The sequence below is a fragment of the Streptomyces sp. NPDC050528 genome (assembly GCF_044457795.1).
Taxonomy (GTDB): Bacteria; Actinomycetota; Actinomycetes; order Streptomycetales; family Streptomycetaceae; genus Streptomyces.
The window spans coordinates 1,148,716-1,174,019 of record NZ_JBITHH010000001.1 but is presented as its reverse complement, the minus strand read 5'-3'; the positions used below and the strand labels follow the sequence as shown (position 1 = coordinate 1,174,019).

29 protein-coding genes are annotated in these 25,304 nt (G+C 69.6%); 15 read left to right on the top strand and 14 right to left on the bottom strand.

Annotated features, from left to right (window positions below):
• Positions 1-141: 141 nt before the first annotated feature.
• The gene (locus tag ACIBK4_RS05405; protein ID WP_398992313.1) at positions 142-399 is read right to left on the bottom strand and encodes a hypothetical protein; all 258 of its coding nucleotides are present in this window, start codon (positions 397-399) and stop codon (positions 142-144) included.
• Here ACIBK4_RS05405 and ACIBK4_RS05400 point away from each other — a divergent pair.
• Positions 368-1,150 (top strand): SGNH/GDSL hydrolase family protein, encoded by a 783-nt coding sequence (locus tag ACIBK4_RS05400; protein WP_398992311.1) that lies wholly within the window; start codon positions 368-370, stop codon positions 1,148-1,150. The two genes, ACIBK4_RS05405 and ACIBK4_RS05400, sit on opposite strands and share 32 nt — an antisense overlap.
• Before the next feature lie 80 nt (positions 1,151-1,230).
• On the opposite strand, the gene ACIBK4_RS05395 is transcribed toward ACIBK4_RS05400, so the two are convergent.
• Positions 1,231-1,440 carry an acyl-CoA carboxylase subunit epsilon gene (locus tag ACIBK4_RS05395; protein WP_398992309.1) on the bottom strand — a complete coding sequence of 70 codons (210 nt, stop codon included), beginning with the start codon at positions 1,438-1,440 and terminating at the stop codon, positions 1,231-1,233.
• Between the two features lie 11 nt (positions 1,441-1,451).
• Positions 1,452-3,053, bottom strand: coding sequence for an acyl-CoA carboxylase subunit beta (locus ACIBK4_RS05390; RefSeq protein WP_398992307.1), 1,602 nt, complete (start codon positions 3,051-3,053; stop codon positions 1,452-1,454).
• 136 nt (positions 3,054-3,189) lie between these two features.
• On the opposite strand from ACIBK4_RS05390, the gene ACIBK4_RS05385 reads away from it, so the two are divergent.
• Positions 3,190-4,065 carry a biotin--[acetyl-CoA-carboxylase] ligase gene (locus ACIBK4_RS05385; RefSeq protein WP_398992305.1) on the top strand — a complete coding sequence of 292 codons (876 nt, stop codon included), beginning with the start codon at positions 3,190-3,192 and terminating at the stop codon, positions 4,063-4,065.
• Between the two features lie 118 nt (positions 4,066-4,183).
• Positions 4,184-5,311 carry an adenylate/guanylate cyclase domain-containing protein gene (locus tag ACIBK4_RS05380; RefSeq protein WP_033280236.1) on the top strand — a complete coding sequence of 376 codons (1,128 nt, stop codon included), beginning with the start codon at positions 4,184-4,186 and terminating at the stop codon, positions 5,309-5,311.
• A 15-nt stretch (positions 5,312-5,326) separates the two neighbouring features.
• Here ACIBK4_RS05380 and ACIBK4_RS05375 read toward each other — a convergent pair whose 3' ends face one another.
• Together ACIBK4_RS05375 and ACIBK4_RS05370 are read right to left on the bottom strand one after the other, a co-directional pair.
• On the bottom strand, positions 5,327-5,761 hold the full coding sequence (locus tag ACIBK4_RS05375) for an ester cyclase (protein ID WP_398992303.1): 435 nt from the start codon (positions 5,759-5,761) through the stop codon (positions 5,327-5,329).
• Between the two features lie 51 nt (positions 5,762-5,812).
• Positions 5,813-6,430: a hypothetical protein gene (locus ACIBK4_RS05370; RefSeq protein WP_398992301.1), complete on the bottom strand. Its 618-nt coding sequence runs from the start codon at positions 6,428-6,430 to the stop codon at positions 5,813-5,815.
• Positions 6,431-6,576: 146 nt separating this feature from the next.
• Between ACIBK4_RS05370 and ACIBK4_RS05365 the strand changes: the two genes are divergently transcribed.
• Positions 6,577-7,383 (top strand): enoyl-CoA hydratase/isomerase family protein, encoded by an 807-nt coding sequence (locus tag ACIBK4_RS05365; protein ID WP_398992299.1) that lies wholly within the window; start codon positions 6,577-6,579, stop codon positions 7,381-7,383.
• A gap of 143 nt (positions 7,384-7,526) precedes the next feature.
• On the opposite strand, the gene ACIBK4_RS05360 is transcribed toward ACIBK4_RS05365, so the two are convergent.
• Both ACIBK4_RS05360 and ACIBK4_RS05355 read right to left on the bottom strand, forming a co-directional pair.
• Positions 7,527-8,576, bottom strand: a complete 1,050-nt coding sequence (locus ACIBK4_RS05360; protein ID WP_398992297.1) for a hypothetical protein — start codon at positions 8,574-8,576, stop codon at positions 7,527-7,529.
• Positions 8,506-10,008 carry a cytochrome P450 gene (locus tag ACIBK4_RS05355; protein ID WP_398992295.1) on the bottom strand — a complete coding sequence of 501 codons (1,503 nt, stop codon included), beginning with the start codon at positions 10,006-10,008 and terminating at the stop codon, positions 8,506-8,508. The genes ACIBK4_RS05360 and ACIBK4_RS05355 overlap by 71 nt, the downstream gene beginning before the upstream one ends.
• Positions 10,009-10,232: 224 nt before the next feature.
• Between ACIBK4_RS05355 and ACIBK4_RS05350 the strand changes: the two genes are divergently transcribed.
• The 3 genes from ACIBK4_RS05350 to hutH all read left to right on the top strand — a co-directional run bounded on the left by ACIBK4_RS05350 (position 10,233) and on the right by hutH (position 14,427).
• A complete protein-coding gene (locus tag ACIBK4_RS05350; protein WP_398992292.1) occupies positions 10,233-11,606 on the top strand; it encodes a cytochrome P450 in 1,374 nt (457 codons plus the stop codon).
• A gap of 37 nt (positions 11,607-11,643) precedes the next feature.
• Positions 11,644-12,789: a diguanylate cyclase domain-containing protein gene (locus ACIBK4_RS05345; protein ID WP_398992290.1), complete on the top strand. Its 1,146-nt coding sequence runs from the start codon at positions 11,644-11,646 to the stop codon at positions 12,787-12,789.
• A 99-nt stretch (positions 12,790-12,888) separates the two neighbouring features.
• On the top strand, positions 12,889-14,427 hold the full coding sequence (gene hutH / locus ACIBK4_RS05340) for a histidine ammonia-lyase (protein ID WP_398992959.1): 1,539 nt from the start codon (positions 12,889-12,891) through the stop codon (positions 14,425-14,427).
• 42 nt (positions 14,428-14,469) lie between these two features.
• Here the strand turns inward: hutH and ACIBK4_RS05335 are convergent, their stop codons facing one another.
• Together ACIBK4_RS05335 and ACIBK4_RS05330 are read right to left on the bottom strand one after the other, a co-directional pair.
• Complete coding sequence (locus ACIBK4_RS05335; RefSeq protein ID WP_398992288.1) at positions 14,470-15,276, bottom strand: hypothetical protein; 807 nt, start codon at positions 15,274-15,276, stop codon at positions 14,470-14,472.
• A gap of 41 nt (positions 15,277-15,317) precedes the next feature.
• A complete protein-coding gene (locus tag ACIBK4_RS05330) occupies positions 15,318-15,611 on the bottom strand; it encodes an LAETG motif-containing sortase-dependent surface protein (RefSeq protein ID WP_398992957.1) in 294 nt (97 codons plus the stop codon).
• Positions 15,612-15,741: 130 nt separating this feature from the next.
• Between ACIBK4_RS05330 and ACIBK4_RS05325 the strand changes: the two genes are divergently transcribed.
• Together ACIBK4_RS05325 and ACIBK4_RS05320 are read left to right on the top strand one after the other, a co-directional pair.
• Positions 15,742-16,095 carry a hypothetical protein gene (locus tag ACIBK4_RS05325; RefSeq protein ID WP_266771858.1) on the top strand — a complete coding sequence of 118 codons (354 nt, stop codon included), beginning with the start codon at positions 15,742-15,744 and terminating at the stop codon, positions 16,093-16,095.
• A gap of 219 nt (positions 16,096-16,314) precedes the next feature.
• Positions 16,315-17,565, top strand: a complete 1,251-nt coding sequence (locus ACIBK4_RS05320; RefSeq protein ID WP_398992286.1) for an Ig-like domain-containing protein — start codon at positions 16,315-16,317, stop codon at positions 17,563-17,565.
• 574 nt (positions 17,566-18,139) lie between these two features.
• On the opposite strand, the gene ACIBK4_RS05315 is transcribed toward ACIBK4_RS05320, so the two are convergent.
• Together ACIBK4_RS05315 and ACIBK4_RS05310 are read right to left on the bottom strand one after the other, a co-directional pair.
• Complete coding sequence (locus ACIBK4_RS05315) at positions 18,140-18,430, bottom strand: DUF397 domain-containing protein (RefSeq protein WP_398992284.1); 291 nt, start codon at positions 18,428-18,430, stop codon at positions 18,140-18,142.
• Positions 18,402-19,265, bottom strand: coding sequence for a helix-turn-helix domain-containing protein (locus ACIBK4_RS05310; protein WP_398992282.1), 864 nt, complete (start codon positions 19,263-19,265; stop codon positions 18,402-18,404). Before ACIBK4_RS05310 ends, ACIBK4_RS05315 begins: the two co-directional genes overlap by 29 nt.
• 112 nt (positions 19,266-19,377) lie before the next feature.
• Between ACIBK4_RS05310 and ACIBK4_RS05305 the strand changes: the two genes are divergently transcribed.
• Together ACIBK4_RS05305 and ACIBK4_RS05300 are read left to right on the top strand one after the other, a co-directional pair.
• Positions 19,378-19,587 (top strand): hypothetical protein, encoded by a 210-nt coding sequence (locus tag ACIBK4_RS05305; protein WP_398992280.1) that lies wholly within the window; start codon positions 19,378-19,380, stop codon positions 19,585-19,587.
• Complete coding sequence (locus ACIBK4_RS05300; protein WP_398992278.1) at positions 19,584-19,961, top strand: ATP-binding protein; 378 nt, start codon at positions 19,584-19,586, stop codon at positions 19,959-19,961. The genes ACIBK4_RS05305 and ACIBK4_RS05300 overlap by 4 nt, the downstream gene beginning before the upstream one ends.
• 12 nt (positions 19,962-19,973) lie before the next feature.
• Here ACIBK4_RS05300 and ACIBK4_RS05295 read toward each other — a convergent pair whose 3' ends face one another.
• The 3 genes from ACIBK4_RS05295 to ACIBK4_RS05285 form a co-directional block, all read right to left on the bottom strand.
• The gene (locus tag ACIBK4_RS05295) at positions 19,974-20,540 is read right to left on the bottom strand and encodes a DUF6817 domain-containing protein (protein ID WP_398992276.1); all 567 of its coding nucleotides are present in this window, start codon (positions 20,538-20,540) and stop codon (positions 19,974-19,976) included.
• A gap of 74 nt (positions 20,541-20,614) precedes the next feature.
• On the bottom strand, positions 20,615-20,968 hold the full coding sequence (locus ACIBK4_RS05290; RefSeq protein WP_398992274.1) for an FAD-dependent oxidoreductase: 354 nt from the start codon (positions 20,966-20,968) through the stop codon (positions 20,615-20,617).
• Between the two features lie 154 nt (positions 20,969-21,122).
• Complete coding sequence (locus ACIBK4_RS05285; RefSeq protein WP_398992272.1) at positions 21,123-21,443, bottom strand: hypothetical protein; 321 nt, start codon at positions 21,441-21,443, stop codon at positions 21,123-21,125.
• 197 nt (positions 21,444-21,640) lie between these two features.
• Here ACIBK4_RS05285 and ACIBK4_RS05280 point away from each other — a divergent pair, with 197 nt between their 5' ends.
• From ACIBK4_RS05280 to ACIBK4_RS05265, 4 genes are all read left to right on the top strand, one after another.
• Positions 21,641-22,150, top strand: a complete 510-nt coding sequence (locus tag ACIBK4_RS05280; RefSeq protein WP_398992270.1) for a SigE family RNA polymerase sigma factor — start codon at positions 21,641-21,643, stop codon at positions 22,148-22,150.
• A gap of 8 nt (positions 22,151-22,158) precedes the next feature.
• Positions 22,159-22,473, top strand: coding sequence for a hypothetical protein (locus ACIBK4_RS05275; RefSeq protein ID WP_398992268.1), 315 nt, complete (start codon positions 22,159-22,161; stop codon positions 22,471-22,473).
• Between the two features lie 489 nt (positions 22,474-22,962).
• Positions 22,963-24,429: an ABC transporter permease gene (locus ACIBK4_RS05270; RefSeq protein WP_398992266.1), complete on the top strand. Its 1,467-nt coding sequence runs from the start codon at positions 22,963-22,965 to the stop codon at positions 24,427-24,429.
• Positions 24,430-24,584: 155 nt separating this feature from the next.
• Positions 24,585-25,271, top strand: coding sequence for an ABC transporter ATP-binding protein (locus ACIBK4_RS05265; protein WP_398992264.1), 687 nt, complete (start codon positions 24,585-24,587; stop codon positions 25,269-25,271).
• The last annotated feature ends 33 nt before the right edge of the window (positions 25,272-25,304 follow it).

Here is a 25,304-nt window from a genome sequence, read left to right as displayed (position 1 = left end):
AAGGGTCCATGGTTCCGTTAGGGTAATGGGACTGTGGTTTCTTTTGGAGAGGTGTGTCATGTTCACTGCTGCCTGGACCGCGTCACCCCAGCTCCCGAGCGAGGGCTTCACCCCGAACTGGTCCCGCGAGGGCTTCTGGCGTCAGTCCGTGCGGCAGGTGGTGCGGCTGACGGCGGGTGGGGAGAGGGTGCGGGTGCGGTTCTCGAACGCGTACGGGAACTCGCCGGTGCGGATTGCCTCCGGCTCTGTGGGGTGTGCTGGGGCTGTGGTGCGGCTGGCCTTCGGGGGTGCGGCGGAGGGGGAGATACCTGCGCGGGGGGAGTTGGTGAGTGACGCGGTCCAACTCGCCGTAGAAGCAGGGGAGTCGGTGGTCATCACGTTGTACTTCGACTTGGCCACCGGGCCTGCCACCTTCCATGCGCAGGCGTTCGCGACCAGTTATCGGGGTGCGGGGTGTCTGCTGGGTGGGGAGGGGTTCACCGAGTCCAGTGAGTCCTGGTACTTCCTGTCCGCCGTTGAGACCGACTCCGGCAGGACGGACGGGATTGCTCTTTTCGGTGACTCCATCACCGACGGGTTCGGGTCCACGCCGGGGGCCGATCGGCGGTGGTCGGACGCGTTGGCCTCGCGGACGGGGCGGGCCGTGTTGAACGCGGGGATCGGGGGGAATCTGCTGCTCAACGACTCCGCGTGGTACGGGGAGCGGGGGGTGCGACGGTTTGGGCGCGATGTGCTTCAACTGGCCGGGGTGGACACGGTCGTTGTGTTGCTGGGGCTCAACGACATCGGGTTCAGCGAGACGGATGTGCAGCCTACGTACAAGCCGGCGCCGGTGGTCTCAGCTGGTGAAGTCATCGCTGGATACCGGGAGTTGATACGGCAGGGTCGTGAACTCCGTGTGATCGGGGCGACCTTGTTGCCGTTCGGGGGGTCTGATCACTGGGGGGAGCGGGCGGCGAAGGTCAGTCATGAGGTCAACGAGTGGGTGCGTTGTTCGGGGGAGTTCGATCGGGTTGTTGATCTGAATCGGGTGATGGCCGATCCGGGGGAGTCGGATCGGCTGCACCCTGCTTATGACTTTGGGGATCGTCTGCACCCCAATGACGAGGGGTACGGGGTGATGGCTGAGGCTGTGTCGCGTTGTTTGTAGGGTGCGGGTCCGTTGTGGCTGGTCGCGCCCACGCGGCGGAGCCGCAAATTGACACAGCCCCGCGCCTCTAAAAGCTCTCCCTAGCCGGGCCAATACGTGCGGGTCCATGCGCTTGGCCCCGGGTGAGGAAGCCTCGCCCCCGCAATACGCGACGGGTCGGACCACGCGTCCCGCTGCCTCGGGGTGCCCGGCGGTGTTGATGTCGCCGCGGCTGCGCGCGCCCTCACCACCGCCAGGGCCGCTGCCAGTTCCTCCGGGGTCGGGTTGCCCCGTACGACTTTGATGTTCATGCGGCGCTCCTCTACAGGGGGATGTTGCCGTGCTTCTTCGGGGGCAAGGACTCGCGCTTGGTGCGGAGTTGGCGTAGGCCTCGGACGACGTGGCGGCGGGTGTCCGAGGGGAGGATCACCGCGTCGATGTAGCCGCGTTCGGCTGCGATGTAGGGGTTGAGGAGGGCGTCCTCGTACTCCTGGATCAGGCGGGCCCGGGTGGCCTCGACGTCGCCTGTAGCTTCCGCCTCGGCGATCGTGCGGCGGTGGAGGATGTTGACCGCGCCCTGGGCGCCCATGACGGCGATCTGGGCGGTGGGCCAGGCGAGGTTGAGGTCGGCGCCGAGGTGCTTGGAGCCCATGACGTCGTAGGCACCGCCGAAGGCCTTGCGGGTGATCACCGTGATCAGGGGGACTGTTGCCTCCGCGTACGCGTAGATCAGTTTTGCGCCCCTGCGGATGATTCCGTAGTGCTCCTGGTCCACCCCGGGGAGGAAGCCGGGGACGTCCACGAAGGTGATGACCGGGACGTTGAACGCGTCGCAGGTGCGGACGAAGCGGGCCGCCTTCTCGCTCGCGTCGATGTCCAGGCAGCCCGCGAACTGCATGGGTTGATTGGCCACGATGCCTACCGGGCGGCCCTCCACCCGGCCGAAGCCCGTGAGGATGTTGGGCGCGAACAGCGGCTGCGTCTCGAAGAACTCCGCGTCGTCCAGGACGTGTTCGATCACCGTGTGCATGTCGTACGGCTGGTTCGCGCTGTCCGGGACCAGGGTGTCCAGCTCGCGGTCCTCGTCCGTGACGGTGAGGTCCGCCTCCTCGGGGAACGCCGGGGGTTCGCTGAGGTTGTTGGACGGGAGGTAGGACAGGAGCTGCTTGACGTACTCGATCGCGTCCTTCTCGTCGCCCGCCATGTGGTGGGCCACGCCCGACACCGAGTTGTGGGTGCGCGCGCCGCCCAACTCCTCGAAGCCGACGTCCTCGCCCGTCACCGTCTTGATGACGTCCGGGCCGGTGATGAACATGTGCGAGGTCTGGTCGACCATCACCGTGAAGTCGGTGATCGCGGGGGAGTAGACCGCGCCCCCCGCGCACGGGCCCACGACCAGGCTGATCTGCGGGATCACGCCGCTCGCGTGCGTGTTGCGGCGGAAGATCTCGCCGTACGCGCCGAGCGAGGCCACGCCCTCCTGGATGCGGGCGCCGCCGGAGTCGTTGATGCCGATGACCGGGCAGCCCGTCTTCAGCGCGAAGTCCATCACCTTGACGATTTTCTGGCCGTAGACCTCGCCCAGGGCGCCGCCGAAGACCGTGAAGTCCTGGGAGAACACGGCGATCGGGCGGCCGTCGACCGTGCCGTAGCCGGAGACGACTCCGTCGCCGTAGGGGCGGTTCTTCTCCAGGCCGAAGTCCGTGGAGCGGTGCCGGGTCAACTCGTCGAACTCGACGAAGGACCCCTCGTCGAGGAGCAGGTCGATCCGCTCACGGGCCGTCAACTTGCCCTTGGCGTGCTGCTTTTCGACCGCACGTGCCGAGCCGGCGTGCGTCGCTTCCTGGATACGGCGCTGAAGATCCGCGATCTTCCCGGCGGTGGTGTGGATGTCGATCTCTTGAGGCGCTTCCGGCTCGGACATCGGGATTGCGGCTCCCTGCCTGCTCAAAAGGGGGACGGGTTACTCATCCGTAGAGTAGTGGCGGGCCTACCGATCGGCAGTGCGGCGTACAACACACCTTGGGTGGCTTGCACGACACCCACCTAGGGTGGCTTGCATGACGCCGCGAGATGCCTCAGACGAGAACAACAGTCGTTGGTCCGACCTGGACCGTCCGCCGCTCAACGGTGCGGCGCTGCGCAAGGGCCTGGTGCGGGACGGCGGCCACGGGGGCCTTTACTGCGACATCGAGGTCGTGCAGCGCACCGGATCCACCAATGCCGACCTCATGGCCCTGGCGCTCGCGGGGAACGCAGAGGAAGGTGCGGTGCTCGTCGCCGAGGAGCAGACCGCCGGGCGCGGGCGGCTCGACCGGCAGTGGTCGGCACCGGCCCGCTCGGGGCTGTTCTTCTCCGTGCTCCTGGAGCCGAGCGACGTTCCCGTGGCCCGCTGGGGCTGGCTGCCTTTGCTCACCGGGGTCGCCGTCGCGACCGGCCTGTCCCGGTCGGCCGGCGTGGACACGGCACTCAAGTGGCCCAACGACCTCCTGGTGACTGTCGGCGGCGAGGAACGCAAGGCCGGCGGCATCCTCGCCGAGCGCGCGGGCGACGACGCGGTGATCGTCGGCGTCGGCATCAACGTCACCCTGCGCGAGGACGAGCTGCCCGTCCCCCAGGCGGCCTCCCTGGCCCTCGCCGGGGCGGTCACGACCGACCGGGATCCCCTCCTGCGGGCGGTTCTACGGTCCCTGGAGCACTGGTACGACAAGTGGCGCGCGGCGGGTGGCGACCCGCTGGAGAGCGGCCTCCAGGAGACCTACGCGGCCGGCTGCTCGACGCTCGGCCGGGTCGTCCGCGCCGAACTGCCCGGGGACCGGTCCATCACCGGCGAGGCCGTCGCGATCGACGGCGACGGGCGGCTCGTGCTCGCCACGGAGGACGGCGTGCAGGAGCCCGTGGGGGCGGGCGACATCGTCCACCTGCGCCCCGCGTGACCCCGACCGCTCTTGTGGCCCCTCTTCCCGTGTGACTCACGGAGTGAGCTGGCCCACACCTGCCGTAGCATTGGGCCCGGTCGATACCTGACCGTGGCAGATCGGAAGGGCAGCAGGCGTGACCGTCGACGACACGGGCTCCGGCGCGGACGCGGACGGCCGGGTGGCCCCCGATGCCGCCGAACCCGGCGAGGATCCGCTCGCGCTGCGCCTCGAAGGGCTCATCCTGGGCGCCGAGCGCCGTTACACCCCCTTCCAGGCGGCCCGTACCGCCGGCGTCTCCATGGAGCTGGCGACGCGCTTCTGGCGGGCCATGGGCTTCGCCGACGTCGGCCAGGCCAAGGCGTTCACCGAGGCGGACGTCCTCGCGCTGCGCCGCCTCGCCGGTCTCGTCGAGGCGGGGCTGCTGAGCGAGGCGATGGCGGTGCAGGTGGCCCGTTCGACCGGGCAGACCACGGCACGCCTTGCCGGCTGGCAGATGGACTCGTTCCTGGAGGGCCTGACCGAGCCACCGGAACCGGGCATGTCCCGCACCGAGGTCACGTACCCGATCATCGAACTGCTCCTGCCCGAGCTGGAGGAGTTCCTCGTCTACGTCTGGCGGCGCCAGCTCGCGGCCTCGGCCGGCCGGGTCGTCCAGGCGGGCGACGACGAGGAGATGGTCGACCGGCGGCTCGCGGTGGGTTTCGCCGACCTGGTCGGCTTCACGCGGCTGACCCGGCGCATGGAGGAGGAGGAACTCGGCGAACTCGTCGAGGCCTTCGAGACCACCGCCGCCGACCTGGTGGCGGCTCGCGGCGGCCGCCTCATCAAGACCCTGGGCGACGAGGTCCTGTTCTCCGCCGACGACGCCGGGGTCGCCGCCGAGATCGCCCTCCGCCTCATCGAGACCATGGCCAACGACGAGACGATGCCCGAACTCCGCGTCGGCATCGCCTTCGGCACGGTGACGACCCGTATGGGCGACGTCTTCGGCACGACGGTGAACCTCGCCTCGCGCCTCACGTCGATAGCTCCTCGCGACGCCGTCCTCGTCGACAGCGCCTTCGCCGAGGAGCTGATCCGCAGCGGCGAGGCTCCGGCCTCCGAGGCGGAGGCGGCGGAGGCCGCGGCGACCGCCGAGAAGGAGGGCGAGGAGCCCCCGACCTACCGCTTCGCCCTCCAGCCGATGTGGCAACGACCCGTGCGCGGCCTGGGAGTTGTCGAACCCTGGCTCCTCACCCGCCGGGACTCGTCACCGGCGTAGGCCGCGGCACGTCTGCTACGGGGCGATCCCCAGCTGGCGCAGGATGCCGAGTTCGTCGGGCCGGTTCCACCGCTCGACGATGTGGCCGTCCCGGATCCGGAAGATGTTGGTTCCGTGCAGGGCCAAGGGGCGGCCTTCGGCCGGGGCCGGCACTCCGAGCAGCTCACCGCGTTGCGTCCCACTGGCGGTGAAGTGCTCGACGACCAGGTCGCCCTCGGCGATCATCAGGTCCGGCTCGCTGTGCCAGTCGGGACATGCCTCCCGGAACAGCGCGCCGGCGGAGCGGAAGCCTTCCCGGTCACCAGGTCCGTTGAAGGGAGGGTCGTGGTCGACGAAGTCCTCGGCGAGGTACTCGTCGACCGCGCCGAGGTCGCCCTTGGTGAACAGCGCGTCGATGAACGCGTGCACAAGGTCCTTGTTCTTGGCGAGGGTGGTGTCTGAAGTGTTCATGTCTTCAGTCTCACGCCGTCCATAAACCGGCACAAACCGGGAGCTGTCCACTCAATCACGGTGGACCAGCGGGTCCACGCAGAGCCCGATGATCGGTACGCACAGACTCGGCCGACTCGGTGCCGGGGCAGGGGAGTCGGCGGTTCGGCTCGGGGTCGGAGTGGGTGTCGGCCGTGGGGCCGCGCTCGTCGCGGGTGCCTGGGGCTCCGCCGTGGTGTCGGGCGCCTCGGGGACGGTCGTGGCGGTCGGTGCCGGAGCCGCGGCCGGGTGGGTCACCGACGGTGGCACGGACGTGAAAGGCGTCGGTACGACGCTGGAGCCGGTGGTGGTCGGGGTCGCGCTCGCGCCGCCCATCACCGAGGTCGCCGAGGGGATCGCGGTCGGGTCGGCGCTGATGGTGGCGGCGGCGTTGGCGGGACGGTCGGTGCCGTCGGCGGTGCCGGTGCCGGTGCCGGGGTCCGGGCGGGGTTCCGCCTCTGCTGTGCCCAGGCCGCCGACTCCCGACTCGGGTGCCAGTCGTACGAGGCTCAACACCCCGGCGGCCACGGCGAGTCCGCTGACGGCGAGGAGAACCTTGCGGGGGCGGGGACGGCGGTGCCGACCGCGCGGGAGTGGCGGTTCCGTCTCCGCGGTGTCCGCTGTCCGCTCCGCCTTCGTGGTCGTCGGCACGATCCCTCCCCTGTGGTGTGGCGGACGCACGTTATGCGCTTCTACGGGCGGTGCGGCGGGAGTTGGGTGGGATGTCACCCGAACGGGGAAGGGCCGTGCGATGATCGGGGCGAGGTCTGTTAACCCACGTTAACCAGGAGGCGGTCATGAGCGAGGAGCGGTCCGAGTCGCGGTTCGGGGAGTTCGTGCTGGTGCGGCGGCACGGGTATGTCGCGGAGCTCGTGCTGGACCGGCCCAAGGCCATGAACGCCGTCTCCACGGCGATGGCGGGGTCCATCGCCGAGGCCTGTGCGGTGCTGGGGGCGGACCGGGACGTGCGGGTGACCGTGGTGACGTCGTCGAACGAGCGGGCGTTCTGTGTCGGGGCGGATCTGAAGGAGCGGAATTCCCTCACGGACGCGGAACTCGTACGGCAGCGTCCGCTGGCGCGTGCGGCGTACACGGGGGTTCTGGAGTTGCCGATGCCTACGGTCGCCGCGGTGCACGGGTTCGCGCTGGGCGGTGGTTTCGAACTCGCCCTGTCCTGTGACCTGATCGTGGCGGACGGTACGGCTGTGGTGGGGTTGCCGGAGGTGTCGGTGGGGGTGATTCCGGGGGGTGGGGGTACGCAGTTGCTGCCTCGGCGGGTGGGGGCGGCGAGGGCGGCTGAACTGATCTTCACCGCAAGGCGGTTGGAGGCACCCGAGGCGTCGGAACTGGGACTGGTGGACGTTCTGGTGGAGCCGGGCCAGGACCGCGAGGAGGCCTTGGCTCTGGGCGCGCGCATCGCCGCGAACTCGCCCGTCGGGCTGCGGGCGGCCAAGCGGGCGTTGCGGTTGGGGCAGGGGCTGGATCTGCGGGCCGGGCTTGAGGTTGAGGACGCGGCTTGGCGGTCTGTGGCGTTTTCGGGGGATCGGGCGGAGGGGGTTGCGGCGTTCAATGAGAAGCGGGCGCCGGTGTGGCCTGGGGAGTAGCGGGGCAGGGGTGGGGGGCTTGGGTGCGTTGCCGGGTGCGGGTGCGTTGGGGCTGGTCGCGCAGTTCCCCGCGCCCCTAGGGTGTCCGTGCCGCCCGGTGTTGGGCAGTTGCCCCCGTTCACCCCTTGAACCGCCCCCCCCGCTCACCCCTCGAACCGGCCCGGTCCCCCACCCTGCCCCGGCGTCCCCACGTGATATCTCCCGCACGTCATCGACCAGTCCACGTTGCCCCGTATCCACGCGCCCATCCCCCGCACGTACCGGGACAGCCTCGCGTCGCCCTCTGTCAGCAGGGGCCGGGACAGGCGGTCGTAGAGGGAGATCTGGGTCTCGCACATGTGGACCGCTCTGTTCAGGGCCTTCTGCAAGGAGCAGTGGAAGTGGCGGGACAGGGCGGTGATGAGGTTGGTGTGGTTCGGCCAGTGGAGTTCGCGGAGGCCCGAGACGATGTCGTTGGTGTAGGCGACGGCTCGGGCGGCGGCCTGTTCGCAGGTGCGGACGTCGGGGCGGGACCAGAGGGGGCCCGGGAGGTAGCAGTCGTCGGCGAGTTCGATGGCGACGAAGCACATGCCCCGCATGAGGATCGTGGACTCGCGCAGGCGTAGGTACTGGTCCAGGTCCGGTGCGATGCCCTTGGTGCGGTAGATCGCCTCTGCCGCCGCCGCGCCCAGGTAGCGGTTGAAGCCGTCGGTGACGCGCTCCACCTGTTCGTGGTGGGCCGACATCCGGGTCAGCCTGGTGCGCAGGTCCAGCAGGGCTTCCAGGTAGGGCTCCGGTACCGGGGCCCGGTCGCCCTGCCACACGCGTTGCGACCACAGGATGTGTTCCGCGAGGTCCTCGATCCTGCCCTGCGCCGGGGCCCGTTCGGCGAAGCGGTCGTCCTGGAGGAAGAGCCACACCATCAGCTGGGCCGCCAGGACGGCGCCCTCCAGGGTGCCGTGCGGATGGGTCAGGGCCCCGAGTTCGCCGAACTGCGCGGCGCGCGCGGCGACTTCGTCGGCCGGGGTGGTGATGTAGCCGTAGCGGCGCATCCAGGCGATCGTCCGCTCGGTGATCTCCGTCTGCTCGGGGTGCCGGGCCGGGGGTACGGGACACCACAACTCCGGTACGGCGAGCGGGAGTTCAGTCGGCCGCGGGGTCGGCCGGGTGGGCGGGGCAGCGGGGCGTTCCCGCGGATTCGCCGGCTTCGTCAACGGGCTTCCCCTCTTGCGGGCTGGTCGTCACCCTCAACTCCTGCCGGTCTTCCGCCTGTTCGGTCGCCGTCGCCCCCGTACCGCGCGGCTCGACCGTCAGGTTCAGGGGGACCGGGGACAGCGTCATCCGCAGCATCGGCCTCGGAGCAGGGGTGCCGGGGACTTGGGCCAGGCGGACCCTGGAGAGGATGTGGGCGGCGGCCAGGGTCGCCTCGGCCATGCCGTACGCGTCGCCGATGCACTTGCGGGTGCCCGCGCCGAACGGGATGAACGCCTCGCGCTGCTCCCGGCCGATCCGGCCGGGCAGCCAGCGGTCGGGGTCGAAGTGGTCCGGGTCGGGGAAGAGTTCCGCGTCCCGGTGCAGGCAGTACGGGCTGAACATGACCTCGTCGCCGGGGCCCAGCCGGGTGCCGTCGAGGTCGACGTCCTGGGTGACCCTGCGGCTGAGGACCGAGACCGACGGGTACAGGCGCAGGGTCTCGGTCAGGGTCCGGCCGAGGAGGGGCAGGGCCGCGATGTCGTCGTGGGTGGGCGTACGGCGGCCCGGCAGCGCGGTGTCGATCTCGTCGTGCAGGGCCCGCTCCAGCGTTCCGTCCCGGGACAGGGCCGCGAACATCCAGGACAGCAGGTCGGCGGTGGCGGGGATGCCGCCGATCATGAGGGTGGCGATCTGGTCGCAGACCTCGTCGTCGGTGAAGGACCGGCCCCGGTCGTCCTGGGCGGCCATGATCAGGGAGAGGCCGTCGCCCAGGTCCGCGCTGCGGGCGCGGTAGGCGGTGACCATCCGCGCGATCAGGGAGCGGGCGGTGACCCGGGCCCGCTCGAAGCGGCGGTTGGCCGGTACGGGAACCCGGTGGACCAGTCCGAAGGGGATCACCATCTGCCACCACATGCCGGGCATCAGGACGGTGTACGCCTCCTCGATCTCGGCGGTGAGGCCCTGCTGGGCCGGGTCCGAGAACAGGGTGCGGGTCAGGGCCCGGCAGGCGAGGCGGCGCATCTCCCGGCACACGTCCACGATCTGGCCCGGCTGCCACGCGGCGACCGTCTCCCGGGCGCAGTCGACCATCGCCGCGGTGTAACCGGCGACGCACGCGGGCCTGAACGCCTGGTTCATCAGGGGCCGTTGGTGACGGTGGTCGGCCGCGGAGCACGTGCCCAGGCCGTCGCCGATCAGGGTGCGGGCCGCGTCCACGAACGGGCCGCCCTTGTCGAACCGCTGGGGTTCGGTGACCAGTGCCCTGCGCACCAGCGCGGGATCGGTGAGGAGGTGGACGGGCTTGGGGCCGAGCCGCAGGCGCACCACGGAGGCGCGCGTGTGCTGGCGCAGCAGGAACGGCATCGGGTCGCGCCACATCGGCAGCGCGTGCCCCAGGATCGGCAGTGCCTCGGTGGCGGACGGCGGAGGGGTGACGGGGGCCGGTGCGGACATGCGGCGCTCCTTGCCTCGGAGGTCCGGTCGGATCCGACATCCCCATCGTCGGACGCCGCACGGGCGGACCGTAAGGGCGTGTTCGGGGGTGCAACAGGGGCGCTGGGCTGGGCAGTTGGCGCCCTGCCGGGTCGGCGGGACGACGAGGACACTGCTGTCGGTACGGGGTCGCGCACCCGGACCACGGGGTGCGCCGTCCGTGACCGACCGAAGGGGGCCGCCCTGTGCCGACCGTCGACGACGTACCCACCGCGCCGGGCGCCCTGCCCGGCATCGGGCATCTCCACCACCTCCTCGGCGACCGGCTGGGGTTCCTCGAATCGCTGCGGCGGGAGGGGCCGTTGGTCCGCGTCCGGCTGGGTACGGCGCCGGTCTACGTCGTCACCGACCCCGCGCTGGTGCACCAGGTGCAGTCGGCCAAGGCGCGCAGCTTCGGGCGGGGCAAGCAGTTCCAGCGGCTGGCGGCCCTGCTGGGGAACGGCCTGATCACCTCGGACGGCGAGCTGTACCACCGGCAGCGCCGCACCGTGCAGAAGGCGTTCACGGTGGCGCACATCGAGCGGTATCTGACGGCGATCCATCGGCAGGCGGAGCGGACGTGCGCCGGCTGGGAGGAGGGGCGCCCGGTGGACGTGCTGCACGAGATGAAGGCCCTCTCCGTGGCGGTGATGGCCGAGACGGTCTTCTCCGGGCGCATGACCGACCGGGTCCTCGACCAGGTGACCGAGGTCCTGCCGGTGATCGAGAAGGCGGCCGTCGAGCGTCCGATGATGCCCGAGGTGGTGGACCGGCTGCCGCTGCCCTTCGTACGGCGCGGGGACGAGGCCATGGCCCGGATGCGGGCCGTGGTGAGCGAGGCGCTGGGGGAGTGCCAGGACCGGGAGCCGGTGGACGGGGCCTCGGGCGATGTGGTGGCGTGCCTGCTCGCGGCGCGTGATCCGGACACCGGCCGGCCGCTCGACCACGACCTGGTCTGCGACGAGATCATCGCCCTGCTGGTCGGGGGCGCGGCCAATGTGCCGACCATGCTGGCCTGGACATGGTTCCGGCTGGCGCTGCGGCCCGGCGCGGAGGAGCGGGTGCTCGCCGAGATCGCCGCCCTGGACCGGGCCTCGACCTTGGCGGACCTGGACGCCGGGCTGCCGTACACCCGGGCCGTGATGTTCGAGGCGATGCGGCTGCACTCGGTGCAACTGGTGACCCAACGCACCGTGGCGGCCGTGGAGTTGGGCGGAGTGATGCTGCCGAGCGGCACCGACACGGCGTACAGCATGCACTCCCTGCACACCGATCCGCGGCTCTTCCCGCATCCGAAGGTGTTCTCCCCGGAGCGGTGGCTGGCGGACAGCGGGTGGGAGCCGGTGCGGCACTCGTTCGTGCCGTTCGGCGGCGGCCGGTTCAAGTGCGTCGGCGACAACTTCGCCTGCGCCGCCATCATGGCCACGCTGGCGGCGGTGGGCACCCGCTGGCGGCTCGGCCTTCCGCCCGGCCTGAGGGTCGGGGTCTCGGTCAGGGAACCGATCCCCGGCCCGAAGGGTCTACGGCTGGTGCCGCGCCCGGTGGGGTCCGGCGCGGGACGTACCCGTTCGCCGCACTGATATCCCCTTATTTCCCTATTGTCCCTAGCCTGGAGTGATGGGTGAGGACAGGCGGTTGGCGGCCGTGGTGGAGCTGGCGCAGGGGATGGCGGCGGCGCACACCCCCCGTGAGTCCTGGCGGGCGGCGGCGGCCGGGGCCTGCCGGGCGCTGGACGGCAGTTTCGCCGCGCTGTCGGTGTGGGAGCGGGAGCTCGGGCGGCTCAGGGTCCTCGTGAACGTGGGGGAGCGCGCCGAGGGCGAGGAGGAGTTCCCGGACGGCGAGACCTACCCCGTGCACCAGTTCCCCGAGATCACCGAGTTCCTGCACGAACGGTGGGCGGGTGGCGGCGAGCCCAACGCCTGGGTCGAGACCGCCGAGGGCCCGGCCGCGGGCAGCCCCGGCTACTGCCACCAACGCGTGGCGGCCCTACGGCGTCGTAGGCGCGGATGTTGTGTGGTCGCCCCGATCGTGCTGCACGGGCGGGCGTGGGGCGAGCTGTATGTGGCGCGGCCCGTCGGTGCGCCCGTCTTCGACCGGGGCGACGCCGACTTCGCCACCGTCCTCGCCTCCGTCGTCGCGGCCGGGATCGCGCAGACCGAGCGGCTGGAGGAGGCGCGACGGCTCGCCTTCACGGACGCGCTCACCGGGCTCGCCAACCGCCGTGCCGTCGACGTACGGCTCGACGAGGCGATCGAGCGGCACCGGCGGGACGGGGTCGTGGTGAGCCTGGTGGTGTGCGACCTCAATGGGCTCAAGCGGGTCAACGACACCCGGGGGCATGCCGTGGGGGACCGGTTGCTTGAGCGCTTCGGGTCGGTGTTGTCGTTGTGCGGGGCGATGATCCCGGGCGCGCTCGCCGCGCGGCTCGGCGGGGACGAGTTCTGTCTGCTCGCGGTCGGGCCGCCCGCCGACGAAGTGGTCGACGCGGCGATCGAACTGTGCCGCAGGGCCGCCGAGTTGGAGCTGGGGGAGGGGGTCGCGTGCGGGGTCGCGTCGACGGAGGATCCGATCGGGGCGGTGCGTTCCGGGCGCCGGCTGTTCCGGCTGGCGGATGCCGCCCAGTACCGTGCGAAGGCGCTCCGCGCGGACAAGCCGGTCGTCGCCGGGCGGGACGGGCCGGACGACCCCGTGGTGCGGCTCGCGGACTCCCCGACCCCGGAGATGCCGGCCGAGCGGCGGCGCTTCCGGGGGCGCCGGACGTGACCCGCCCGCACTCGTCGCGTGTGACCTACCTGTAAGGGTCTAAGCGGTCACCCGGTAGTGACATCGTCACATTCAATGCGTACGCTCCTGAATATGGATATGCACACTGTGGTGGTGGGGACGTCCGGGGTCACCGCGTCCGACGTTCTGGCCGTGGCGCGTGGGGGCGCCCGGATCGAGCTTTCGGGCGAGGCCGTCGCGGCGCTCGCCGCCGCGCGGGAGATCGTGGACGCGCTGGCCGCCAAGCCGGAGCCCGTGTACGGCGTGAGCACCGGCTTCGGGGCGCTGGCGTCCCGGCACATCAGCCCGGAACTGCGGGCGCAGTTGCAGCGGAATATCGTCCGTTCGCACGCCGCCGGGATGGGGCCGCGGGTCGAGCGGGAGGTCGTGCGCGCGCTCATGTTCCTGCGGCTCAAGACCGTCTGCTCCGGGCACACCGGTGTGCGGCCCGAGGTCGCGCAGACCATGGCCGACGTCCTGAACGCCGGGATCACGCCCGTCGTCCACGAGTACGGCTCCCTCGGCTGCTCCGGCGACCTCGCGCCGCTCTCCCACTGCGCGTTGACGCTCATGGGCGAGGGCGACGCCGAGGGCCCGGACGGAGTTGTGCGGCCCGCCGGTGAGCTGCTCGCCGAACACGGCATCGTGCCGGTCGAGTTGAGGGAGAAGGAGGGCCTCGCCCTGCTCAACGGCACCGACGGCATGCTCGGCATGCTGGTCATGGCACTCGCCGACCTCGACATGCTCTACAAGTCCGCCGACGTCACCGCCGCCCTCTCGCTGGAGGCGCTGCTCGGCACCGACAAGGTGCTCGCGCCCGAGCTGCACGCCATCCGCCCGCACCCCGGGCAGGGCGCCAGTGCCGCCAACATGCTTGCCGTGCTTGACGGTTCGGAGCTGACCGGGCACCACCAGGACGACGCGCCGCGCGTCCAGGACGCCTACTCGGTGCGGTGCGCGCCGCAGGTCGCCGGTGCCGGACGCGACACGATCGCGCACGCACGGCTCGTCGCCGAGCGGGAGTTGGCGTCCGCCGTCGACAACCCCGTTGTGCTGCCCGACGGTCGGGTCGAGTCGAACGGCAACTTCCATGGCGCGCCCGTGGCCTACGTCCTCGACTTCCTCGCCATCGCCGCCGCCGACCTCGGTTCGATCGCCGAGCGCCGTACCGACCGGCTGCTCGACAAGAACCGCTCGCACGGGCTGCCGCCGTTCCTCGCGGACGACGCCGGTGTCGACTCCGGGCTGATGATCGCCCAGTACACGCAGGCCGCGCTGGTCAGCGAGATGAAGCGGCTGGCCGTACCGGCGTCCGCCGACTCGATCCCGTCCTCCGCGATGCAGGAGGACCACGTCTCCATGGGCTGGTCGGCCGCGCGCAAGCTGCGCACCGCCGTCGACAACCTCACCCGGATCATCGCCGTCGAGCTGTACGCCGCGACCCGTGCCGTCGAGCTGCGCGAGGGGCTGGCCCCGGCGCCGGCGTCCCGGGCGGTCATCGATGCCGTACGGGCGGCGGGAGTCGAGGGTCCGGGACCGGACCGGTTCCTGTCTCCCGACCTCGCGGCGGCGGACGCGTTCGTGCGGGGCGGGCACGTGGTCGAGGCCGTGGAGAAGGTCACCGGGCCGCTGCGGTAGGGGAGTTGGGGCCCAGTCATGGCAATGGCCGGGCCCCGTACGTCACTTCAGCTTGGCGGACTGCGCGGTGATGACCGCGGCCGGGACCGTGTAGGCCTTGTCGGCGACCATCGCGCCGACGTTCATCGTGTAGTACGTCGCGACGACGTTCCCGTGACGGACGACCTCGGCGTGCGAGACGGGGGTCGTGCCGTCCTCCGCGTCCGGCTCGCCGTACGCCGCGTACGCCAGCGACTCGTCGCCGGTGCCCGAGCCCTTCTCGGCGCTGACCTTGGTGAACTTCTGCGGTTCGCCGCCGGCCGTCCCCGTGAAGCCGCCGGTGCAGCCCGCGACCGCGTCGGACACGGCCTTGAAGGCCTTCTCGGCGCCGTCACCGTCGTACGACGAGAGCCCGACCATCGTCATGTCGACGCTCATGGAGTCGGTGAGGGCCTTCTCGATCTCGGCGTCGCTCATGTCCTCCACGTCGGCGGAGGCGGTGGCCGAGGGCTTCTTGGCCGCGGTGGCCATGCGGTTGGTCTCCGCGGGCGCGTCGGCCGGGGCGGCGCCGCTCAGGACGTAGAGAAGGGGCTTGCACTTCTCGTCGCCCTTGATGCCGCTCCTGCCGCCGGGGAGCGCGTCGGCGGCGGCGACCTTGTAGCCGTCCACGTCACCCTGGGCGAGGATCAGCTTCTTCAACTCGGCGGCGGTGAGCGCCTTGTCGGTGTTCTTCTCCGAACCCTGCGCGGCGTTCTCGGTGTTGCTCTCGGCCTTGTCCGAACCGCCGTCGGAGCAACCGGTGATGAGGGCCAGCGACAGTGCGCCCACCGCGACGGTGACGCACAGCCGTATGCCCGATGATCTCTTCATGAGCGGACTATGAAGCTTGAGTCAAGTAACCGTCAAGCAAGTTAAAAGCCCAGGCGTTCCCGTCGTACCGAATACGCCACGAAACCGGCGCCGAGACCGAGGAACACCGTGCCGCCGACGATGTACGGCGTGGTGTCCGGGCTGCCGGTGTCGGCGAGTTGGGTGTCGTCGGAGGTGGCGGTGACGGCCGTCGAGGTGGCCCGGGCCTGCTGGGTGACCTGCGGGGCAGGTGTCGCCGAAGTCTCCACTCTGGCCTGGTCGGTCACCGTCGCGTGCGCGGAGGGGACGAACCAGAGAGCACCCAGCAGGGTGCCCGCGGCGGTGGCGGTCAGCATCGTTCGGCGAGCGGTTGACACGGAATATCGATCCCCTTGTGGCGCTGGCGAATTGGCCGTGTGGAGCGATGCTAATGAACGGTGCGGGTCGCGGGAAAGTCACGGGAGCTGTGGGCCGTACGCTCCCGGCATGAGCACTCCAGAGACATCACGTTTTGTACGCCTTCGCGTCGAACTCGTTCTTGAAGTGGAGAACGAGGACGCCGTGACCAAGGCCGCGCTGGCCAAGATCGCCGAGGATCCCGAGCTGCCCGGCGACGAGCGCGGCCATGCCGAGACCGCTGTGACGGAAGACACCGCCGAGGCGCTCGCGTATCTCGTGGACCCGTTCGACCTGGTCAGCGAGATGCCCGGGGTCGAGCTCGCCCAGGCCTCGTGGAGCAGTGAGGAGATCGACTACGACCCGGATTCGCCGGATTGGGACATCGACGAGGATGATGTCGACGGCGACGAGGAATCGGACGGGACGGCAGTGGCCGGCTGAGCCGTGCGCGGGAGCAGGTGACCCCGGGCGGCAACCGCCGTCCGGGGTTTCGTCGTCCCAGATGTCTCAGGGATGTCAGGGGCCACGGTGGACGTGGTGTGCCCCACACCTGGTGGGGAAGCGGAACGTGACGGGGCAGTCGTAGCGTTGGTTTCTTAAGAAACTGTTTACGGGGCGCTCGGGGTTTTTGGGGATTCGGCAACGATGGAGAAGCGTGTGATGACGGACAGTAAGCGGCGCAAGGGTCTTGTGGCCGCGTCCGCACTGCTCGGCGGTGTGCTCGTGCTCACGGCCTGTTCCGGCAGCGACGACAAGTCGTCCGGCAGCGAGTCGAGCCAGAGTTCACAGTCCAAGGCCGACGAGGCGGCCGCGAAGAAGTCCTCCGAGGCGCAGATCAAGATCACGCCGGCGGACGGTTCGGACAACGCCTCCATCAACAACTCGGCCACGGTGAAGGTCACCAAGGGCACGCTGACGGCCGTGACGATGACGACCGCGGACGGCAAGGCCGTCGCGGGCACCATCTCCGCCGACAAGCTCAGCTGGAAGCCCAGCGCCCAGCTGGAGCGCTCGACCACGTACAAGGTCGCGGCCACCGCGAAGGACTCCGCGGGTCTCGCGGCCCACGAGAACGCCTCCTTCACCACGGTCTCCCCGGCCAACAGCTTCATAGGGAACTTCACTCCCGAGGACGGCTCGACGGTCGGCGTCGGCATGCCGGTGTCGATCAACTTCAACAAGGCGATCACGAACAAGGCCGCCGTCCAGAAGGGCATCACCGTCACGTCCAGCAGCGGCCAGGAGGTCGTCTGCCACTGGTTCAACACCCAGCGCATGGACTGCCGCCCCGAGGACTACTGGAAGGAGAACTCCACCGTCACGCTGAAGCTCGCGCTCGACGGCGTCGAGGGCGCCTCCGGGGTCTACGGCGTGCAGCAGAAGACGGTCACCTTCCACATCGGCCGCAACCAGGTCTCGTACGTCGACGCGAAGTCGAAGCAGATGAAGGTGGAGCAGGACGGCAAGGTCATCAAGACCATCCCGATCTCCGCCGGCTCCCCCGAACACACCACGTACAACGGCCAGATGGTGATGTCCGAGAAGTTCGTCCAGACCCGGATGAACGGGGCGACGGTCGGTTTCACGGACGACGACGGCAAGGGCGAGTACGACATCAAGGACGTCCCCCACGCCATCCGCCTCACCAGCTCCGGCACGTTCATCCACGGCAACTACTGGGGCTCGCCCTCGGTGTTCGGCTCCGTCAACACCAGCCACGGCTGCGTGGGCCTGCAGGACGTGAAGGGCGCGGGCGACAAGAACATGCCGGCGGCCTGGTTCTACAACAACTCGATCGTCGGCGACGTGGTCGTCATCTCCAACACCGGCGACAAGACGGTGGCCCCGGACAACGGCCTCAACGGCTGGAACATGGACTGGGCGCAGTGGAAGGCGGGGTCGGCGGTCTGATCTGACCCGACCTGACCTGACCTGTCGACTCCGGTCAACTTCGGTTTGCTTGAAGGCGGTTGCCCCTGGCGGGGCGGCCGCCTTTTCGCTGTCCGCCTCAAGTGGTCCACGGCATATGCGAGTTGCCGGTAATATCCGTCATATGACGCGCCCTCGGGTGCGCCTCCCTTGTTCCGGGCCCCTCTCCTCGGGGCCCGGCCCGAAGCGGGGCGGTTCCGGGTAAAGAAAAAAGGCCGCCTCCCTATGGAAAGGGAGGCGCACCCTATGGGACGTCATGCCAGGCCAAGGCTGACTCTTGTGTGTCGACTCACCCGGTTGCTGCCGGAATCGTGGGCCAAGCACGTGAGGAGGTGGTGGCTCTGGTGGAGCGCCAGGTAGCCGGAGGCCCCCAGAAGTACTAGGGGCCTCCGAAGGCTCCTGAGCGAGCCTGAGCCCCTGTCACGGATTCCGGCCGTGGCGGGGGCTCGTTGTTGAGCTGGAACCCCTGTCGCGGTTTTGTATCTCTACCCGGCCGTGACGAGAGCTCATCGTTCTACGACGACGATACCCGTTGCGATGCCCGTCGCAAGCGTGACTAGCGGCTGCCGTCGTCCTTGAGCGCGGTGATGAACGGGGTCCAGGCGGGGGCGGTGAGGATGAGGGCGGGGCGGTGGGGGGCCTTTGAGTCGCGGACGGGGATGAGGCCGGGGAGGTTGGCGGCGACTTCGACGCAGTTGCCGCCGTCCCCGTTGCTGTAGCTCGACTTGCGCCAGAGGGCGGCGCCGGGGAAGTCACTGGCGATCTCTACGCAGTCCCCGCCGTCCCCGTTGCTGTAGCTGCTCTTGAGCCAGAGCGCGTCACTCAAGTCGGTCCCGTTGCTTGCCATTTCGGTGTTCCTCTGCCGCTGCCTTGATCATCGCCAGGGACGTCTTCGGTGACAACGCGACGGCCCTGAGCCGATCGTATGCCTTGCGGTACTGCTTCACGAGGGCTGGATCGTCGATGGTGTCGCCGCTGTAGGACGCCTCGGTGTAGATCAACGGCGGGGCGTCCGGGAAGGCCATGACCTTGATGGAGGCGGCCATCAGAGGATGCGCGCCGCACGTCCGCGGAACGATCTGCGGAGTAACCCGACGCCGCTCGGCCAACTCCACGATCCGGTCGAGCTGTTCGGCCATCTCCCGTGGCGGGAGGACCGGGTCGGCAAGCAGCGTCTCGTGCAGGATCACCCAGTACTCGGGGATTGAGTGATCGTCCTCGAAGAGGCGGGCGCGAGCGAGGCGGCCGGTCACCTTCTCCTCGACCCACTCGTCGGAGGCCGCCGGGTGAGCCGACCGGACCATCGTCCGCGCGTACGCGGCGGTTTGGAGCAGCCCCGGGATGTTGATCGGGCACCACTCCTCGATGGACTCCGCGTGCTTCTCGGCCTCCAGGACTTTCTCGAAGTACGCGGCGTGCGGCCCCCTCCGCGCCTTCCGCACCGACTCGCAGTTCCGCTCGAAGAACCCGTCCGTCCCCAGCTTTTGATCCGCGTGCTGGGCCAGATCGAGCGGCATCCTGCGCTCACCGTGCTCGATGTCGCTCAGGTACGTCTTGCTGTAGAAGCTGCCCTTGAGGAACACCTCCATCGACAGGCCCGCCTCCTCCCGCTTCCACCGCAACTCCTTGCCGTAGAAGGTCGGAACGCTCATCGACCCGTCGATGTCCTTGCCCCGTGCCACCACTTGCCCTCCTCCGCAGCCCCGGTCGCGAACGCGAAACCTCTTTTACGGTAGCCAGCGGAACGCCAGTCTGTGAGGAGTTCGTCACAGAGCGCACAGGAGGCACCCGTTCATGTCCGACCCCTACGACACGACCCTCTGCGTCGAGGAACTCCGCGAGGCCCTCGACCTGCACGGCATCAAACTCCCCTCCCTCGGCATGGACTTGGTGACCCAGGCCGGCGCCTACATCCCGCGCACCGGACTCGTCACCCTCGGAAACTGCAACGTCCCCACCGCCCGCGAACTCGCCGCCGCCCTTCGCAAGGCGGCAGAACGGTGACCCTCGAACTCCGCCTGCTCGCCACGCCAAAGGCGGTACCTGAACTGCGTCATCACCTCCGGAGCTACGACTACGACGTCCGCCTCTGCGCAACCGAGCTGGTGACGAACGTGATCGAGCACGTGGGGGAGGGGACTCCGGTGACTGTCCGGATCCGCGACACGGGTGACGGCCATACCCGGGTCGAGGTCACCGACCCGGACCCGCGGGCGTTGCCGTTGCTGCTCCGGGCGACCGCGACGGACGAACACGGCAGGGGGATGGCGCTACTTGACGCGCTGGCGCGGAGGTGGGGAGTGGAACAGGGGGCGGACCGCAAGACGGTGTGGTGCGAGTTGGCCGGCCTCAACAGCCTTGCCGGAAGGGGATGTTGAGGTGAGCTGAACTCAGCCCAGTTGACGGGTCACGGCCTCGCGGGCGCCGGAAGAGAGTAGCGTGCCCGCGCGGGTGAGGAGGGCGTGCAGGGCTGGACCGTAGCGCTCGGCCAGCTCTGGGTTGTGGGCCAGGACGTCGAGTTCGTTGGCGGCGGTGATTTCGAGGAACGCGCGCAACTGGTCGGCGGGTGGGGTGAGCTCGCGGCCGGTGAAGCGGTCCCGGAACGTGAACTCCGTGGTGCCGTCGACGCGAGGGTAGACAGCGGTGCGGTCGCAGCCGGCGTAGAGGTACACCAGTGCCTCTGTTTGTTCGCCGATCAGCGCGACGAGCTTGGCCCGGTCGGAGAGGGGCAGCAGCGCCGTTGCGAAGCCGTCCGTGCCGTACGTCGCGTGGCACAGCCCGGCCGTCTGGACGACGGCATCCGCTCCCCACTCCGCCAACAGGCCCTGAACCCGGCCGAGATGGGCCAGCAAGGTCCCACCGGGGTGGGGCATCCCATCGGCTCCCCGGTCGCGTAGAAACTCCTCGATCGCCGCGCGTCCCTCGCCCGTCAGGTGCTGCTGCTCGGCTGGTGCCATGACTGGAGGTCCTCTCACCGGGGTGCCGTCGCCTCCGACCGGGGCGCCTGACAACTCTGGCAGGAGACGCCCGGTCAGCCGACGGACATGCTGCCAAGGCTGTTCTCGCGGTCGGGCCAGACGTCCCCGTGGTCGTCGTGGGTGGGCAGACGCTTGAGGACGGACAGATCCGTTGTGAGGATCGTGGTGAAGGGTTCGGTGAACTGCGAGGTCGCCTCGAACAATGCGGTCAGGTGGCTGGGGAGTACTTCGCGGGCGGCGTTGATGGCGTCGGTGTAGAGGTGGAGGCGGTAGCCCTGGGGGCGGTCCCACGGGCTCGCGTCACGTTCGAAGACGGCGACGTCGATTCCGCTGCCCCGCAGGGCCTGCGCCCGCGTCAGGCCGCCGAGACCGGAGCCGATGATGAGCACTCCGCTGAGTGTGGACATGCGTGGTCCTTTGTTGAGCGGTTCGACAAAGGACGCACTGCGGTGGTGGTTCAGTGAGCCTTGTCCACGGTGGGTCGTGCGGAGCAGCACGCCTCCCGCGCCGGGCAGAAGCCCGAGGCTCTCGGGGAGGCGTGCGTACTCCTCGGGGTGGGGCTCAGCCCACCGCGTTCGCCCGCTCGGCCGCGCTCAGCGACGAGAGGGGTTCGGCGACAGACTTGGCGTGGACCGGGTCCGCGTGAGTGGCCGCAACCGGGTCCGCGTGGGTGGCCGGAACAGGGTCCGCCTTAGTGGCGGCAACGGGGTCCGCGTGGGTGGCGGCAACCGGGTCCGCCTGAGTGGCCGGGACCGGGTTCGCATGGGTGGCCGGGGTCGCGGCGCTGGCGACGCTGACCATCCCCGCGGCGGCCAGAACGGTTCCGGCGGCGACGCTGAACATAGCGCGGCGGTTGTGCGAGAACTTGCGGTGCTTCGACAACGGTGTGCCTCTTCCTCGGATCGCCGGACTCCCACCTGTGCGTGGAAGCCCTTTCGGGAGAGACGTACGGAGTCGGGCGGTGGTCGGGTTGCACGGTGCGGCGGGAAGATTCTCCTGCCCGCACCGTGCAACCCCAGAGGGCCACTCCCCGTATGTATGACAGATGGAGTGGTGCGCGAGGGAGAGGCCGGCGAAGAGTGAGGAACACGGCCCGGGAACGAGAGTTCCGGGAATTCGCCGAGGCGCGGCAGGCGCAGCTCCGTCGCAGCGCCTACCTGCTCTGCGGTGACTGGCACCAGGCACAGGACCTGACCCAGACGACTTTGATGAAGTTGTACGCGGCCTGGGGACGGGTCAGCCGGGACGGCAACACGGACGCCTACGCTCGCACCATCCTCACCCGTACCTTCATCGACCAGTGGCGCAAGCGAGGCTGGCGTGAGGAGCCGGTGAGCGAGCCACCCGATCTTCCCTCGGACGTGTCCGGCGCACCGGAGTTGCGATTGATGATGCAAGAAGCCCTGATGGAGCTGGCGCCCCGCTACCGGGCCGTGCTGGTCCTGCGATTCTGGGAGGACTGGTCCGTCGAGCAGACCGCGCACGCACTGCGGGTGAGTCCGGGAACGGTGAAGAGCCAGAGCGCCCGCGGGCTCGCCCGGCTGCGCGAGATCGTCGAAGGCCTTGACAGTGAAGGGACCAGGAGGTGAAACCGGCCATGAACGAGCACGAGAACGACGCTCTGCACGCCGCCTTCCAGGCAGTCCTCAGCGCCGATCCGGAGCCTGCGCTGCCCAGCGTTGTCGACGCGGCCGTCGTCGGCGGCTTCCGGATCCGCCGCCGACGAGTCGCGCTCGCCACAGCCGGCGCACTGATCGTCGTGGCCTCCACGGCCGCCGTGGCCGTCAACCTGTCCTGGCCGGGCGGCGAACGGGCTCCGGTGCCCCTGGCCCCCGCCAGCACCGCCCACCCCACGCCGCACACACCCGAACCCGCTCGCACGGCAGCGGAGCCCCTTCCCTCCGGAGACTGACAGTCGCCGGGTCCGCCCCGGCATCAGGCTGTGAAGTCCAGGTGGATCCACACGGCCTCCGAGTTCCCCTTCCGCACGGCACACCCACAGCCGGTACCGCGGCGTCCAACAGGCGTGCTCCCAGCAGTCGTTGATACGGCCACTCGCGCCCGCCTTCACCCCTCGCGATCGCGAACCCCGCCAAAGCCGACTCGTTGGAAAACGCGTAGATCCACCGGATACCGCCGTATGCCCCCGCCTCGCTGCCGCTCCCCATGTCGTTTCCCCCCGATCGGACATGGGCGAAATCATCACACCAGCACATCGCGTACGGCCACGCGGATACCCGCGACGGGCCGAGGCCGGCGCCGTAAACATCGTAAAGCGGTATAGAGCGCAGCCCCATTGACAGCCCCACGCGGGCTCATTCTTTGGTCACGGACAGCCTTCTCATCGTTCTCTTATGTCGGCCTTATGGCATCATCACGCGCTGTACCTAGCTTGCGGGCCATGTTCTTCACCTACCTGAGGCGCGAGTTGCGCCGCCGCAGAAAAGCGGCCCTCGTCGTCGCCTCCGGCCTCGCACTGGGCATTGCGCTGGTCATCGTGGTCAACTCCGTGTCCTCCGGCATGGGGAAGGCCCAGGACAAGGTCCTCCAGTCCCTGTACGGACTCGGTACGGACATGACCGTCACCAAGGCGGCCACGCCGACCGCCAGCGGTTCGCAGCAGCCGCGGTTCCAGTTCGACGCCAACAACAACGGCGACAGCAAGACGCAGAGCAGTGACCGCGTCATGGTCCAGGGCTTCACGACGCTGGCCTCCACCACCGTCACCAAGGTCGCGGGACAGAAGGGTGTGTCCGACGCCGTCGGCGGGCTCAGCCTCAACGTCGTCAAGGTCGACGGGCAGTTCACCCGCGGCCAGTTCCAGCAGAACCAGGGGAGCGGCACCGGGGGCGGCGGCAACCGCGGCGGCGGTACCGGCGCGCCGCAGGGTGAAGTCACCGGTGGTGGCGCCAACTTCAACATCAACTCGTACTCGGTCTACGGCACGGACGTCACCAAGCCCGCGCTCGGCCCGCTGACCTCCTCGAAGATCACCAGCGGCCGTACCTTCACCACCGCCGAGAGCAACTCCAAGGTCGTCGTCGCCGACTCGGCGTACGCCAAGGAGAAGAAGCTCAAGGTCGGGTCCACGGTCACGATCAAGAGCGTCAAGTACAAGGTCATCGGGATCGCGACCGCCACCAGCGGTGACGCGGCGGCCAACCTGTACATCCCGCTGACGCAGGCGCAGACCCTGAGCGGTGACAAGAACAAGGTCACCACGATCTACGTCAAGGCGACCGACTCCAAGCAGATCTCGGCCGTCAAGAAGACCATCACGAGCAATGTCTCCGGTACGACGGTCACCACGTCCGCCGACCTGGCCGACACCGTCTCCGGTTCCCTGTCCACCGCCTCCTCCCTCGCCACCAGCGTCGGCAAGTGGCTGTCGATCGCGGTCCTGATCGCCGCGTTCCTGGTCGCCGGTCTGCTCACCTCCTCCGCGGTCTCGCGCCGGGTCCGTGAGTTCGGCACGCTGAAGGCGCTCGGCTGGAAGTCCGGCCGGGTGACCCGGCAGGTGGTCGGCGAGGCCATCGTCAACGGTCTGGTCGGCGGCGTCCTCGGCATCGCGCTCGGCCTGGCGGGCGCGTACGTCGTGACCGCGATCAGCCCGACCCTGTCGGCCTCCCTGGGCAACACCGGTGGCGGCGGCCGCGCGGGCGGCGGCCCCGGCGGTGGCGGCGGCTTCGGCGGCGGCCGCCAGGCGGCGGCCAAGACCCTCGACGTAGCCCTCACGGCCCCGGTCAACGCCACCACCATCGCCCTCGCGGTGGGCCTCGCGGTGGCGGGCGGCCTGATCGCGGGCGCCTTCGGCGGCTGGCGCGCGTCGCGACTCCGTCCGGCGGACGCCCTGCGTCGGGTCGAGTAGCAGACCTGGCGAAGTCAACTGCGGTTCGGTAGCGCGCTTTTGAGGGGCGCGGGGAACTGCGCGACCAGCCACGACGGCGCTGCAGACGAAATCGGCGCAACGGGGCCCGTCCCATGACGGGCCCCAACCCCCTTTACTTCTCCAGGAGTTGTTCCATGTACGAACTAAGAGGCGTCACCAAGCTCTACTCACGCGGCAAGGAAACCGTCCACGCCCTGGACGGCATCGACCTCACCATCGGCGACGGCGACCGCCTGGTCATCCAGGGCCCGACCGGCGGCGGCAAGTCCACCCTGCTCCAAATGATCGGCGCCCTGGACCGCCCCACCGCAGGCGAAATCGTCCTGGACGGCATCGACTTGGCGAAACTCTCCGAGGCCAAGCTCACCAAGGTCCGCAGCGAGAACATCGGTTTCGTCTTCCAGTCCTTCAACCTGATCCCGACGCTCACCGCACAGGAGAACGTCGAGACCGCCCTCGTACCCCTCGGCACGAAGGCGAAGGAACGCCGCGAACGAGCCGCCGAGGCACTGAAGTCGGTCGGTCTGGGCGAGCGCCTCGGCCACCTCCCCGGCGAGATGTCCGGAGGACAGCAGCAGCGCGTCGCCATCGCCCGCGCACTCGTCAAGCAGCCCAAGGTGCTGCTCGCCGACGAACCGACCGGCAACCTCGACGAGTCGATGCGCGACGAGATCATGGACGTACTGGAACGCATGTGGAAGGAGCACGGGCTGACCTTCATCATGGTCACCCACGACTCCGCCATCGCGAAGAAGGCCCCGCGTCTCGCCACCATCCGCAAGGGCAAGATCACGGTGAAGGAGAACGCCGGATCGAAGTAACTCGGTTGGAGCGCAAGGAAGTTCAGGGTTATC

Coding starts and splice junctions, on each gene's coding strand:
- ACIBK4_RS05365 (WP_398992299.1), top strand. CDS start 6,577: ATGAGCGAGGAGCGGTCCGAGTCGCGGTTCGGGGAGTTCGTGCTGGTG.
- ACIBK4_RS05385 (WP_398992305.1), top strand. CDS start 3,190: ATGACGCCGCGAGATGCCTCAGACGAGAACAACAGTCGTTGGTCCGAC.
- ACIBK4_RS05295 (WP_398992276.1), bottom strand. CDS start 20,540: ATGGCACCAGCCGAGCAGCAGCACCTGACGGGCGAGGGACGCGCGGCG.
- ACIBK4_RS05265 (WP_398992264.1), top strand. CDS start 24,585: ATGTACGAACTAAGAGGCGTCACCAAGCTCTACTCACGCGGCAAGGAA.
- ACIBK4_RS05335 (WP_398992288.1), bottom strand. CDS start 15,276: ATGAAGAGATCATCGGGCATACGGCTGTGCGTCACCGTCGCGGTGGGC.
- ACIBK4_RS05395 (WP_398992309.1), bottom strand. CDS start 1,440: ATGAACATCAAAGTCGTACGGGGCAACCCGACCCCGGAGGAACTGGCA.
- ACIBK4_RS05320 (WP_398992286.1), top strand. CDS start 16,315: ATGACGGACAGTAAGCGGCGCAAGGGTCTTGTGGCCGCGTCCGCACTG.
- hutH (WP_398992959.1), top strand. CDS start 12,889: ATGCACACTGTGGTGGTGGGGACGTCCGGGGTCACCGCGTCCGACGTT.
- ACIBK4_RS05275 (WP_398992268.1), top strand. CDS start 22,159: ATGAACGAGCACGAGAACGACGCTCTGCACGCCGCCTTCCAGGCAGTC.
- ACIBK4_RS05290 (WP_398992274.1), bottom strand. CDS start 20,968: ATGTCCACACTCAGCGGAGTGCTCATCATCGGCTCCGGTCTCGGCGGC.
- ACIBK4_RS05355 (WP_398992295.1), bottom strand. CDS start 10,008: ATGTCCGCACCGGCCCCCGTCACCCCTCCGCCGTCCGCCACCGAGGCA.
- ACIBK4_RS05375 (WP_398992303.1), bottom strand. CDS start 5,761: ATGAACACTTCAGACACCACCCTCGCCAAGAACAAGGACCTTGTGCAC.
- ACIBK4_RS05315 (WP_398992284.1), bottom strand. CDS start 18,430: ATGGCAAGCAACGGGACCGACTTGAGTGACGCGCTCTGGCTCAAGAGC.
- ACIBK4_RS05390 (WP_398992307.1), bottom strand. CDS start 3,053: ATGTCCGAGCCGGAAGCGCCTCAAGAGATCGACATCCACACCACCGCC.
- ACIBK4_RS05270 (WP_398992266.1), top strand. CDS start 22,963: ATGTTCTTCACCTACCTGAGGCGCGAGTTGCGCCGCCGCAGAAAAGCG.
- ACIBK4_RS05305 (WP_398992280.1), top strand. CDS start 19,378: ATGTCCGACCCCTACGACACGACCCTCTGCGTCGAGGAACTCCGCGAG.
- ACIBK4_RS05345 (WP_398992290.1), top strand. CDS start 11,644: ATGGGTGAGGACAGGCGGTTGGCGGCCGTGGTGGAGCTGGCGCAGGGG.
- ACIBK4_RS05325 (WP_266771858.1), top strand. CDS start 15,742: ATGAGCACTCCAGAGACATCACGTTTTGTACGCCTTCGCGTCGAACTC.
- ACIBK4_RS05330 (WP_398992957.1), bottom strand. CDS start 15,611: ATGCTGACCGCCACCGCCGCGGGCACCCTGCTGGGTGCTCTCTGGTTC.